At 62.8% G+C, this 12,033-nt stretch carries 8 protein-coding genes and 2 pseudogenes; 2 read left to right on the plus strand and 8 right to left on the minus strand.

Annotated elements, in window-relative coordinates; all coding sequences use genetic code 11:
- Positions 1 to 29 precede the first annotated feature (29 nt).
- Positions 30 to 506: pseudogene (locus tag FHY19_RS16070) on the plus strand (IS5 family transposase); the annotation flags it as partial.
- Positions 502 to 1,582, plus strand: a pseudogene (locus FHY19_RS16075) (IS4 family transposase); the annotation flags it as partial. The pseudogenes FHY19_RS16070 and FHY19_RS16075, both read left to right, overlap by 5 nt.
- A 105-nt stretch (positions 1,583 to 1,687) precedes the next feature.
- On the opposite strand, the gene FHY19_RS16080 reads toward FHY19_RS16075, so the two are convergent.
- From FHY19_RS16080 to tssC, 8 genes are all read right to left on the minus strand, one after another.
- A complete protein-coding gene (locus FHY19_RS16080) occupies positions 1,688 to 2,704 on the minus strand; it encodes a LirA/MavJ family T4SS effector (protein WP_259167202.1) in 1,017 nt (338 codons plus the stop codon).
- Positions 2,691 to 5,477: a type VI secretion system ATPase TssH gene (tssH, locus tag FHY19_RS16085; protein WP_259167203.1), complete on the minus strand. Its 2,787-nt coding sequence runs from the start codon at positions 5,475 to 5,477 to the stop codon at positions 2,691 to 2,693. Before tssH ends, FHY19_RS16080 begins: the two co-directional genes overlap by 14 nt.
- A 67-nt stretch (positions 5,478 to 5,544) precedes the next feature.
- Positions 5,545 to 6,585, minus strand: coding sequence for a type VI secretion system baseplate subunit TssG (gene tssG / locus FHY19_RS16090; protein ID WP_259167205.1), 1,041 nt, complete (start codon positions 6,583 to 6,585; stop codon positions 5,545 to 5,547).
- Complete coding sequence (gene tssF / locus FHY19_RS16095) at positions 6,549 to 8,432, minus strand: type VI secretion system baseplate subunit TssF (RefSeq protein ID WP_259167207.1); 1,884 nt, start codon at positions 8,430 to 8,432, stop codon at positions 6,549 to 6,551. The genes tssG and tssF overlap by 37 nt, the downstream gene beginning before the upstream one ends.
- Positions 8,433 to 8,436: 4 nt before the next feature.
- Complete coding sequence (gene tssE, locus FHY19_RS16100; RefSeq protein ID WP_259157432.1) at positions 8,437 to 8,940, minus strand: type VI secretion system baseplate subunit TssE; 504 nt, start codon at positions 8,938 to 8,940, stop codon at positions 8,437 to 8,439.
- Between the two features lie 5 nt (positions 8,941 to 8,945).
- A complete protein-coding gene (locus FHY19_RS16105) occupies positions 8,946 to 9,740 on the minus strand; it encodes a type VI secretion system accessory protein TagJ (protein ID WP_259167209.1) in 795 nt (264 codons plus the stop codon).
- A 208-nt stretch (positions 9,741 to 9,948) separates the two neighbouring features.
- Positions 9,949 to 10,452, minus strand: a complete 504-nt coding sequence (locus FHY19_RS16110; RefSeq protein ID WP_259167210.1) for a type VI secretion system tube protein Hcp — start codon at positions 10,450 to 10,452, stop codon at positions 9,949 to 9,951.
- A gap of 83 nt (positions 10,453 to 10,535) precedes the next feature.
- Positions 10,536 to 12,029: a type VI secretion system contractile sheath large subunit gene (tssC, locus tag FHY19_RS16115; RefSeq protein ID WP_259167211.1), complete on the minus strand. Its 1,494-nt coding sequence runs from the start codon at positions 12,027 to 12,029 to the stop codon at positions 10,536 to 10,538.
- Between the last annotated feature and the right edge of the window lie 4 nt (positions 12,030 to 12,033).

Here is a 12,033-nt window from a genome sequence, read left to right on the forward strand (position 1 = left end):
CACTATCCACTCACGTTGAGGAGTGATGCATGCAACTGACGTTCGGTGATGCTGAGGGCCAGGGCAAGCGCAAGCAGACCCGGCGCGAGATCTTCCTGGCCGAGATGGAGCAGGTGGTTCCGTGACAGCAACTGCTCGGGCTGATCGCGCCGCACTATCCGGTGTCGGGGCGGCTAGGTCGTCAGCCCTACGCCCTGGCGACGATGTTGCGGATTCATCTGCTGCAGCAGTGGTGTGCGTTGAGCGATCCGGCGATGGAAGAAGCGTTGCACGAGATTCCGACCTTGCGGCGCTTTGCCCAGCTCGGTGGGTTGGACGACATTCCCGACGAGACCACGATTCTCAACTTTCGGCGCCTGCTGGAGACCCATGGCCTTGCGGCACGGATGCTGGACGCCGTCAATGCACATCTGGCGCGCAAGGGCCAGAGCCTGCGGTCTGGCACGATCGTCGATGCGACGCTGATCGCTGCGCCCAGTTCGACCAAGAACGCCGATCACGCGCGCGTGGCCCGGGGCGACGCGTGTGCGTGCACCCCTCAAGGCATGCGACCGCCTGCTGTGCAATCGTGCGTTGTACGCCGAGCGGTCCGTGATCGAGCGGGACATGGCGAATTGGCTGTTGCGCGGCACGCAGCCGGTGATCGTGATTCGATTGGAGCGATCTGAAGCCGGACAAGTCTTGGTGCCTGTTGCGCGTCGCCGTGCCGATCGGTGGGCGCACGCGCACCTTGCTGGACATGGTGGTCCACGGGAAACAACAGGGCTCGCCTGGGGCAGAGAAGCGTTTTCTGCAGTAACTGCGCGCACTGATTCCAGACGATGTACGTCCAATCCTGGTCACTGACGCCGGGTCCCGCACGGCATGGTTTCGCGCGGTGTCGGCGATGGGCTGGGATTGGGTCGGGCGTCTGCGCGGACGCACGCAGGTCAAACCGCAAGACGTGCCCGATGATGCATCGCAATGGATCGATAGCCGACGCCTGCATGCGCTGGCGTCCAACCGTGCACACGAATTGCCACCGATGCAGGCCAATCGCAGCGATCCGCTCGATTGCCGCCTGGTGCTCTACGCCAAGACACCGCAAGGACGGCAGCAACGCAATCGACGCTCACCCGCCAAGGTTTCGCGAGCATCATCAAGTCTGAAAGCAGCAGAACGTGAGCACGAGCCATGGCTGATCGTTGTCTCCCCGCTGTTACAAGCACCCAGCGCGAAGCAATTGGTCAACCTGTATGCACGACGGATGCAGATCGAGCTGGCACTCCGTGATCTGAAGTCGCATCGCTACGGCCAAGTGATGGAAGACAGCCTGACCCGACGCGGCGAGCGGCTGCAGATCCTGTTGTTGCTCAACACGCTGACCACCTTCACCAGTTGGCTGGCAGGACTGGGCTGCGAAGCCATCGGAATCGCGCACTGGCTATCGCCCCGTACCAGCACACGCAAGCTCTATTCGACGCTGCGTGTCGGCCGCGAGGCGTTGGTCAGGCGTTGGCCGATGGAACCTGTCTCACGCTGGCTAGAAAGCTTGCGCACATTGCCCGACGCAGTGCGCGAACAGATGACGCTGGTGCCGTAAAAATGTGGGGATACCTAAGAACCTGACCCCGTTACCCCGCACCTACCCCCCTCACCGGTAAATTTACTCACACTTCGAAAAATCTGTAGTGGTCTAATATTCTAACTATATAGAAATCTTAATGCCGCCTCTGAAACTTACCAATCCAGGCTTCGGTGTCATCGCAGCATCAAATGACGAACCCGCAGCTGCCTTTTCAACCACGGACATCTCCTCGCCACTAAGATTAAATCCAAGAAGTTCTTTTTCATTTTCAACTGCAGATGCCTTGCGATAGCCAAGTGAAGGTTTTGCCTTATCCGGATAAATCTTCGAAGCAATATTAATCTTCAGTACATCCGATGACCAGCCGCGCCGGGACATTCTTTCAAGTCTAGATTTTAGAAAGGAACTAAGGACCGGCCATGAGTGATTACCATAGCGGGGGTTATTAGCAATCCAAGGGTTCATCAACTCGGGGCGCCTAAAATCACTGGTCTCTATGGTAACTCCTTCACGTGCATTTCGATCAAATACGAGACCCCAGACAAGTCCTGATGACTTGAACGTGGAACTAGTTTTAGCGTTCTCCAACCCAAGTTTATTCTTAACAACAGAAGCGCAATACCACTGAATTCGATGCGTGAAAGCTCCGTGATCGCTTCCCACATAGTCTTTTGCCAGATGCATCGATTTTATTGCCCCACCAAATTCATCATCACCTAAATTATTGTAAAATGACACACATTTTCCAGCCTCACTTATTCCCTGAAACCCTTCCTTAATCTCCGTTTCGGCCAGCACAGTTGCCAACAAGTGCTTAGTTGCGTCCAAGCCAGTTTCTTTGCATGCGAATTCCAATTTTCGGCCATGCTCAAAACTCGAAAAGCTATTGAGCTTTATTTTGCTTTTTCTGAACGCAGCCCCTGTCCTAATATTAAATAAATCAATCATGGCATTATCGAGTAATTCCAACGCCTCGCAGAAAAGCTCATTTTCTGGATTAAGAAAAGCTCCAATCCTTGCCAGATCGCGAATATATTTTGCATCCCTTGGTGCAGGGAATTCACCCCGCTTAACCCCCCAACCATCCTTATAGACCAAGCTTTCAAATTCTTTCAACATCGCTTCATACGTTGCCATCATTATTCTCCTGATGCCTATTTTTTAGGAATTCGTAAACGAAGTTCCTGTTGCAAGCACTTATTTCGATCTGCAAAAAACGATCACTAATATTCGATTGCTTCAGAAATTTCCGCGAGACCTCCGGCAACATCGTGTTGGTCAAAATCGCATCAATCATCCGCCCACCCGACTCGCTCTCGGTACACCGGCTCACCACCAGCTCCACCACCGAATCGTCGTACTCGAACGGAATCCTGTAGCGCTCTTCGATCCGCTTCTTGATGCGATTCAACTGGAGCTTGACGATCTGGCCGAGCATGGCGTTGCTCAGCGGGTAATACGGAATCGCTACCAGCCGCCCGAGCAATGCCGGGGGAAATACCTTCAACAACGGCTCGCGGATGGCCTTGGCCATGCCTTCCGGATCCGGCATCAGCTCCGGATCCTTGCACAGGCTGGCGATGAGGTCGGTGCCGGCGTTGCTGGTGAGGATGATCAGGGTGTTGCGGAAGTCGATGCGGCGGCCTTCGCCGTCTTCCATCCAGCCTTTGTCGAAGACCTGGAAGAACAGTTCGTGGACATCCGGGTGGGCTTTCTCCACTTCGTCCAGTAGCACCACCGAGTACGGTTTGCGTCGCACCGCTTCGGTCAGCACGCCGCCTTCGCCGTAGCCGACGTAGCCCGGCGGTGCGCCCTTGAGCGAGGAGACGGTGTGTGCTTCCTGGTACTCGCTCATGTTGATGGTGATCAGGTTCTGTTCGCCGCCGTACAGCGTTTCGGCCAGGGCGAGCGCGGTTTCGGTCTTGCCGACGCCGGAGGTGCCGGCGAGCAGGAACACGCCGATCGGTTTGTCCGGGTTGTCCAGGCCGGCGCGGCTGGTCTGGATGCGCTTGGCGATCATCTCCATGGCGTGGTCCTGGCCGATCACGCGCTTGGCCAGTAGTTCGGGCAGGCGCAGCACGGTGTCGATCTCGTTGCGCGCCATGCGTCCGACCGGGATGCCGGTCCAGTCGGCGACCACGGCGGCAACCGCCTGGTAGTCGACCGTAGGCAGGATCAGCGGCGATTCGCCTTGGAGTGCGCCCAGTTCCGCCTGTACCAGTTGCAGGCGCGCGAATAGCGTGTCGCGATCAACCTGCACCGGTGCTTCGAGCACGGCAGTGTCGCCAGACGCCGCCTGTGCGGCATCGGCATCGGCCTCCGCTTCCAATGCACTGCCAGTGCCTTCCATCGGCGCGTTACCACTACGCAGTTGTGCACGCAGCGACAGCAGCTCATCGACCAATGCTTTCTCGCCAATCCAACGCTGTTCCAGATCACGCAGGCGGCCATGCTCGCTTTCCAGCAAACCGGCACACGCAGCAGCACGCTCCTCCACCACGATGCCGATCGCACGCTCGCGTTCGATGATGGCGTGCTCGGTGTCCAACGCTTCGATGCGGCGGCGGCTGTCGTCCACCTCGGCCGGGGTCGCGTGCAAGCTGACCGCGACGCGTGCGCAGGCGGTGTCGAGCAGGCTCACCGATTTGTCCGGTAGCTGGCGCGCGGGGATATAGCGGTGGCTGAGCTTGACTGCCGCTTCCAGCGCTTCGTCCAGGATCTGCACACTGTGGTGCTGTTCCATCATCGAAGCGACACCGCGCATCATGCGCACCGCCTTGGCTTCGTCCGGCTCATCCACCTGCACGGCCTGGAACCGGCGGGTCAGTGCGGGATCTTTCTCGATGTACTTCTTGTACTCGGCGAACGTGGTCGCGCCCACGGTGCGCAGCGTGCCGCGTGCCAGTGCAGGTTTGAGCAGGTTGGCGGCATCGCCGGTGCCGGCCGTGCCACCGGCGCCGACCAGGGTGTGGGTTTCGTCGACGAACAGGATGATGGGCTTTGGACTGGCCTGCACTTCGTCGATGACCGCGCGCAGGCGCTGTTCGAACTCGCCCTTCATGCTGGCGCCTGCCTGCAACAGGCCGACATCCAGCGTGCGCAGTTGCACGTCCTTCAATGCCGGTGGCACATCGCCACGGGCGATGCGCTGCGCGAAGCCTTCCACCACTGCGGTCTTACCCACGCCTGCCTCGCCGACCAGGATCGGGTTGTTCTGGCGGCGGCGCATCAGGATATCGACCACCTGGCGGATCTCGTCGTCGCGGCCGATGATCGGATCGAGCTTGCCCTCGCGCGCCTGCGCGGTGAGGTCGGTGGTGAATTTCTTCAGCGCCTCCTGCTTGCCCATCGCGGCCGGGGCGATGGCGCCGCTGGCCTCGCCCGGTGCCGCCGCCTGGCCCAGCGAGAAGCCATCGCTGGGCAGCAAGCCGTCTTCCGGCGAGCCGGCGACGATCTCGGCGAAGTGCTCGTCCAACACAGCAGGCTTGAGCTTGTCGAACTCCTTGGAGGTCGCCAGCAATGCATTGCGCAAGCCACGCACGCTGAGGATGCCGACCACCAGGTAGCCGGTGCGCACCTGCGCCTCGCCAAAGCTGAGCGAGGCATACACCCAGCCGCGCTCCACCGCTTCTTCCACATTGGCAGACAGGTCGGTGACGGCGGTGGAGCCGCGCGGCAAGCTGTCGAGTGCGGCGGTGACATCGCGCGCCAGCGTGGACGGGTTGAGCTGGAAGTGTTTGACGATGCGGTGCAGGTCCGAGTCCTGCAGCTGCAGCAGCTGATGCAGCCAGTGCACCAGCTCCACATACGGGTTGCCGCGCAGCTTGCAAAACACGGTGGCACTTTCGATGCCACGATAGGCGAGTGGATTGAGCTTGCCGAACAGGGCACTGCGGGAGATCTCGGCCATGGTGCGTCCTTCGAAGTCGGTACGTTGCGTGTGAGCGTGCGTGTGAGTGGCAGTGGCAGCGATGCGGTCAACCGGAGGGGTGAAGCACCACCTCGTCGGCGTCGGCGATGCTCCAGGCGCGGCGGCCGATCCAGGTATCCAGGCCCAGCCGGCTATTGCGCGCCAGCTGCGGGGTGGGCACCTCGTCGGCCTTGAGCAATAGCTGCAGCTCCCAGTCGAACTCGTCGCCCAGATAGCTGCGCACCGCGGCGGTAAGCTGGCGCAGCGCCTGGCCACCGGGCAGGAAGCGTTGAAATGCGATTCGCGGCAATGGCCCCAGCCGGATGCGCACGCGCTGTTGCGCACCGCGCACCTGTGCACCGACCACGCTATCCACACCCAGCCGCGCATTTCGTGGGCCCAGGCCTAGTTGCAACTGCGCACCGGCGGGAAGCCGCATCCATTCGGCAATGAATTCCTGCACCTGCACCGGCCAGTCGAACAGTTGCTGCAGCACGGCACGCAAGCCTTCCGGTGTGCGCGTGGCCGCGCCAAACCGGCCGGCGTGATAGCGGCGCGCTTCGTCCGGCAGCGCATCGCGTTCGCGCAGGTGTGGGCTGGCGATGCCGACCAGTGCATCCAGCCATGCGCGAAACTGATCGCTGGCTTCTCGCTCGGCCTGCACGCTGGGCTGCGCCTGCGCCCAGGCACGATAGAACAGGCTGAGCATGCGGTGATGGAACACATCGGCAAACGCCGCAAAGGTGCCGTCCTTGGATTGCTGTGCACGCTCGATGGCGTATTCGGTCAGGTGCAGCGGCAGCGGCGCGTTGGGGCCGAATAGCCCCAGAAACACGCCGTATAACGCGGCCGGTCGATCGTTGGTTGCCGGCACGTAACGCTCAAGCGCGCGCGGTGCGAATGCCAGCGATGGCGTATGCCGCAAACGCAGCACATCGTCACTGGCGCGCGCCGATTCACCCAGGCGCGGCTGCTGCGGATGGCAACGCTCGATCGCGCGCAAGGCCGCGAACGGGGTGAAGTCCTGGATCCGGGTCTGCAGCGCCTGTGCCAGCGCGGCAGCACCGGTGCTCACAGGCGCGGTCGGGAGCCGGGCTGGGCTGGCCATCGTGCCACCTCGTTGCGTTCGGTGGTGCGCAACACGGTTTCGGTAAAGGAATTCACCGAAACGTAGCGCGCAAAGAAGTGCCGCAGTACCGAAGCCAGCAGAAACGCACCGGTGCCTTCGAAGGCTGCGTCTTCGCAGGTGAGCGTGATCTCCAGGCCGCGGCCGAAGGTGATCGGGCCGGGCACCGGAATGCGCCGCACGATCGGCGTGCCGGTAACCTGCTTGACCCCTTCGATCTGCCGCTGCGCGGAGGCATCGAACGGGTCGCAGTACAGGGTGAGGATCTCGCGCAGCGCCGCCGCACCGTTGGGTCCATCTTCGAACAGCGACAGGTAATTGAGCTGCAACTGGCTGAGCAGGCGCCACGCAGTCTGCCCGTCGGACACCGCCGGGCGCGGCTTGGTCGGCCCGGCCACGCAGCGCACGCTGCGCACCGGCACACCGCTGTCCATGCTGAAGTCGGTAGTGCCCTTGCCCACCGGCATGTGCAACGGCAGGTCGCGGTTGCTGCACCACAGCTGCAGCCCGAGCTGACGCAGGTTGCTGGCGCGGGCCTGGTCGTTGGCATCGACCAGGCTGACGAACACCTCGCTGCCTACGTAGCTGGAGCGCGCGCCATCGCGGCGTTGCCGCGCCGACAGCAGGCGTGGCTCGCGACGCATGCTGTAGAACGCGCCATGCCGCGCATGCCACGTGCGTGCATCGCCGCCATAGAACGCGGTGAAGCGTTGTTCCGGCTCCTGGCGATCGCCGAAGCCTTCCACCTCGCCCAGATGATGGATCTCGAAATCCATCGGCCGGGTGCGATCGGCCAGCACATGATATTCGTGCTGGCCGGCCTGCAGATGGATGCGATCGGCGCGGCGTTCGAACAGGTTGATGGCCGGAGTGCAGAACAGGGTGAAGTGTTCGGCGCTCACTGCGGCGGCCAGGCTGGGCACGCTGCGCGACAGCAGAATCACCACCTCGAAACTGGCGCCGTGCAGGCGACGCAACGCAGCGCGCAAACCGGTGAGTTCGGCAAACAGGAAGCGCTCCGGGCACGCGAAGTATTCCTGCAGCAAGCGGTAGCCACTGAAGGAGCGTCCGTCGTACGGAATCAGGCTGTCTTCATCGGCATAGCCGCGCATCTGTAACGCGTCGTCGCCCTGCAGCGTTTGCAATGGCGCTCCCTGCGCATCGCTGCCGCGCACCAGCACGGCGCTGGTGTCGGCATGCAGTTGTTCGTACAGCCGCTTGGGCAGGCCATCGGCACCGGCCAGGAACAGCGGCAACCGGTCCAGCGCCAGGCCTTGGGTCTGGGCACCGCCCACCAGCTCGAAGCGCAAGCGGATGCCGGCGCGCACGTTGCGCCCGGGCGGTAACGCGACGCCTGCCGCCGCCAACGCGGCCGGCGATTCCAGGTACTTGGCTTCGGCCAGCTGCAGCGGCCACAGCGTCACCGCATGAGCGGTGCGAAATTCGCAGGCGGTGCGCTCACCGGCGCCGATCAGGCTGCGCAGTGCGCTATGGCGCGGCACGCTGACACCGGCGCTCAGGCCGCTGTCTTTCAGGTCCGGCTGCAACTGCACCACCGCCATCGATGGCAGCGGCGCCAGGTAGTGCGGGTAGACCATTTCCAGCAGGTGCTGGGTGAAGACCGGGTACTGCGCGTCCAGCTTGAGTTGCACGCGCGCAGCCAAAAACGCAAACCCTTCGAGCAGGCGCTCCACATACGGGTCGGCGCATTCGAACGCATCCAGCCCCAGCCGCCCGGCGATCTTGGGATACTCGCGCGCAAACTCGGCGCCCATGTCGCGCACGTGCTGCAATTCGCGGGTGTAGTACGGGAGCAGGCGCGGGTCCATGGGATCAGCCGTGGCCCTCCATCACTTCAAGCCGGCCGGTTTCCAGGTCCAGTGCGGTCTTCAGATACAGGTTCAACGGCAGCGGCTGCGCCCACATCTCCGATTGAATGGTGAACAGCAGCGAGCGCTTGTCCATGCGCGCGGTGTCGGCATGCACGCTTACGCGCAAGGTGTCGGCGATCAGGCGTGGCTCGAAGGCCAGGATGGCGTCGCGAATGCGCTGCTGCAGCGCGGCCGCATCGATCCCGGACACGGCTGCGCCGGCCAGATCCGGGATGCCGAAGTTGAGCACCGAGCGACGGATCTGCGGATGCGCGTCCAGCGGCCGGCTGGTTTCCAGATTGACCGCGTTCAACAGCCACGACAGATCGCGGATCACGCACTCGCGCAGACGTGTGGCCGAGATCACGCGTTGCTCGCGGCTCTCTTCGCGCTGGCTGGGTGCGGCATCGGTGAGCCGGTCCAGCAACGAGGGCTGCAGGCGTTCGGTGGTGGTGAGCTCGGCCATGACGATCAATACGCGTCGAACTGCAGCTCGCGCACCTCGAGCAGCGCAACCTCGCGCGACTCGGTGCCGAGCATACGTTGGCCCAGGCCGATTTCGCCTTGCGCACCTTCGGTCCATTCGGTGCGGCGCGCCAGTTGCAGCTCGCCCGCATCCAGATGTTCGCTACCGGGATATCGCACCGGCATATACCCAAATACCTGGCCGCCATTGCGCCACAGCACGCTCACCGGCGCCCACACGGTGTCGCGCAGGTCCACCGGCGCTTCGAAGCGCAGCTGATGGATGTGCTGCAACGGTGCCCAGGCATAGCCGCTGTCGAGCATCAGTTCGATACATGGCCCGAAGCGTGCATCGGCATCGGACAGCCATTCGAAGCGCTCGCCATCGAGCACGCCCGCGCTTGCCGGTGCCAGTTCGAAGGCTTGCGCACGCAACGCGTTCGCCTGCGCGCCATGGCCTTGCGCCGATAGCCGCAGCGCCTGCAGATGCAGCGCCAGCCACTCGGCCGGCTCGCCGATCACGTGTGGCAAGTGGGTGCCGGCAAACACCTGCGCCCGTGTCTGTTCGCCCTGCAGCACGGTGAGATAGGTCTGCACCAACGGCTGGGTGGTGCCATCCAGCTCGCCGCAGGCACGCAACTGGTCGGCCGCACGCGACCACTGGCCCAGCACGGACAGCAGCTGAAACAGGAACACGCGCTGCGCAGCATCGGCCGGTTGCCGACGTACCTGCTGCACCAGCTGTTGCAATGCCTGCGCCGGCTCGCCACGGGCAAGCAGGGTCTGTGCGGTGGCATCCATCGCGCGTGTCCTTGTCGAAGAAGGTGGCGGTGTCATCGTCGACACCGCCGGTGATTGCATTGCAGGCATCGGGTACAGCAGCACACCCTCGCGCGCGGTTGCCGGAGAACCGAGGGCGACGCGATGCAGCCGGCATGAACGCGTGGCGCATGCCGATCTCCCATCCGCTTCGCTATCCGGCGATCTCGCACGCGGTCTGCGTGGCGCGTTATGCCTTGGCGACGCCCTGGATGTCGTAGGTGAACTCCTTCGCCCCGCCCTGCGCCGTGCCCTTGTCGTCCTGCGGCTGGAAGCCGTACTTGAACTTGCCGAAGTGCAGCGTCACGTTTTCGGTCAGCCGATCTTCGCCACCGGAGCCGCCGGTGGACAGCGAGGTGATCAGCACGCCTTCGCTCAGCTCGATCGTGAGAAAGTCGCTCTGCTCGCCGGTGGCGTTGGTGACGTACAGCCAGGCGTTTTCCACGCGTGCACCGGTGCACACTGCATCCAGCAGCGCGTTGGAGCAGCCGTCCACGTACTTGGTGATGGAAATGTCCTGCACGTGCGCCTTGCCGCCGCTGGCCGAACCGCCGCCGGTATGCAGGTCGCCGGAATTGCTCGCGCCCCACGACCACGCCAGGATCGGGATCTCGCCCTTGTGTTTCTTGTGGTTGGACGCGCCTTCGATCTTGACCTTGCCGCTGCCGAACTTGATGTGCATGTCGAACGCCATGGAACTGCTCCTTCAATGAAAGTGACAACACAGGGGTGGCGCAACGCGCAGTGGCGTCGTGCCCGTGACGCGAATGCGTCGGATCAGGCCTTGGCGGCCGAGGGCAGGCGCGAGACCAACCGCAGCGATACGGTCAGGCCTTCCAGCTGGTAGTGCGGCTTGAGGAAGAACTTGGAGCTGTAATAGCCCGGCGCGCCTTCCACTTCCTCCACCACCACTTCGGCAGCGGCCAGCGGCTTGCGCGCCTTGGTTTCTTCGCTGGAGTTGGACGGGTCGCCATCGATGTACTGGGTCACCCAACGCGTCAGCCAGCTCTGCATCTGCTCGCGGTCGGAGAACGAGCCGATCTTGTCGCGCACGATGCACTTGAGGTAATGCGCAAACCGGCAGCACGCAAACATGTACGGCAGACGCGCCCCCAGTGCGGCATTGGCGGTGGCATCCGGGTCGTCGTATTCGTCGGGCTTGTTCAAGGACTGCGCGCTGATGAAGGCGGCCATGTCCGAGTTCTTGCGATGCACCAGCGGCATCAGGCCCATCTTGTCCAGCTCGGCCGAACGGCGGTCGGTGATCGCCACTTCGGTCGGGCACTTCATGTCCACACCACCGTCGTCGGTGGGGAAGGTATGCGTGGGCAAGCCTTCCACCGCACCGCCGGATTCGATGCCGCGAATGCGCGAGCACCAGCCGTACTGCTTGAACGAGCGGTTGATGTTCACCGCCATCGCATAGGCCGCGTTTTGCCAGGTGTATTTGCCGGAATCGGCGCCGGTGGTGTCTTCTTCGAAATCGAACTCGTCCACCGGGCTGGTGGCCGCGCCGTAGGGCAGGCGCGAGAGCGTGCGCGGCATCGCCAGACCGATGTACTTGGAGTCTTCGGACTCGCGCAGCGAGCGCCATGCGGCGTAATCGGGCGTGGAAAAGATCTTGGCCAGATCGCGCGGGTTGGACAGCTCGTTCCAGTTGTCCATGCCCATCAGTTTGGGCGCGGCTGCGGCAATGAACGGGGCATGCGCGGCCGCGGCAACCTGTGCGATGCCGTTGAGCAGCTCCACATCCGGGGGGCTCTGGTCGAAGTAGTAATCGCCGACCAGACAGCCATACGGCTCGCCGCCGAGCTGGCCGTATTCCTGCTCGTAGACCTTCTTGAAGATCGGGCTCTGGTCCCAGGCGGTGCCCTTGTAGCGCTTGAGCACCTTGCCCAGTTCCTTCTTGCTGATGTTCAGCACGCGGATCTTGAGCTGCTGGTCGGTCTCGGTGTTGTTGACCAGGTAATGCAGGCCGCGCCAGGCGCCTTCCAGCTGCTGCAGATCGGCGTGATGCAGGATCTGGTTGAGCTGCTGGGTGAGCGTGCGGTCGATCTCCGCGATATAGGCCTTGATGGTTTGCGAGACGTCTTCGCTGACCACATCGCTGCGGTTGAGCACCTGCTCGGCGAGCGTGCGTACCGCCGCTTCCACTTCTTCCTTGGCGCGTTCGCTCTTGGGGCGGAACTCGCGATTGAGCAGCGCGGCAAAATCGCCATGCTCGCTGGTTTCGGTACTGCTGCTGGCCAGTGCGGCTTCGGTGGCGGACATGGCG

Origin of the sequence: Xanthomonas sp. 4461, assembly GCF_024806475.1 — a bacterium.
In the GTDB taxonomy this organism is placed as follows: Bacteria; Pseudomonadota; Gammaproteobacteria; order Xanthomonadales; family Xanthomonadaceae; genus Xanthomonas; species Xanthomonas arboricola_F.

Excerpts from the sequence above, each read along its gene's own strand:
- FHY19_RS16110 (WP_259167210.1), bottom strand. The coding sequence starts at position 10,452 with ATGGCGTTCGACATGCACATCAAGTTCGGCAGCGGCAAGGTCAAGATC.
- FHY19_RS16105 (WP_259167209.1), bottom strand. The coding sequence starts at position 9,740 with ATGGATGCCACCGCACAGACCCTGCTTGCCCGTGGCGAGCCGGCGCAG.
- tssG (WP_259167205.1), bottom strand. The coding sequence starts at position 6,585 with ATGGCCAGCCCAGCCCGGCTCCCGACCGCGCCTGTGAGCACCGGTGCT.
- FHY19_RS16080 (WP_259167202.1), bottom strand. The coding sequence starts at position 2,704 with ATGGCAACGTATGAAGCGATGTTGAAAGAATTTGAAAGCTTGGTCTAT.
- tssH (WP_259167203.1), bottom strand. The coding sequence starts at position 5,477 with ATGGCCGAGATCTCCCGCAGTGCCCTGTTCGGCAAGCTCAATCCACTC.
- tssC (WP_259167211.1), bottom strand. The coding sequence starts at position 12,029 with ATGTCCGCCACCGAAGCCGCACTGGCCAGCAGCAGTACCGAAACCAGC.
- tssE (WP_259157432.1), bottom strand. The coding sequence starts at position 8,940 with ATGGCCGAGCTCACCACCACCGAACGCCTGCAGCCCTCGTTGCTGGAC.
- tssF (WP_259167207.1), bottom strand. The coding sequence starts at position 8,432 with ATGGACCCGCGCCTGCTCCCGTACTACACCCGCGAATTGCAGCACGTG.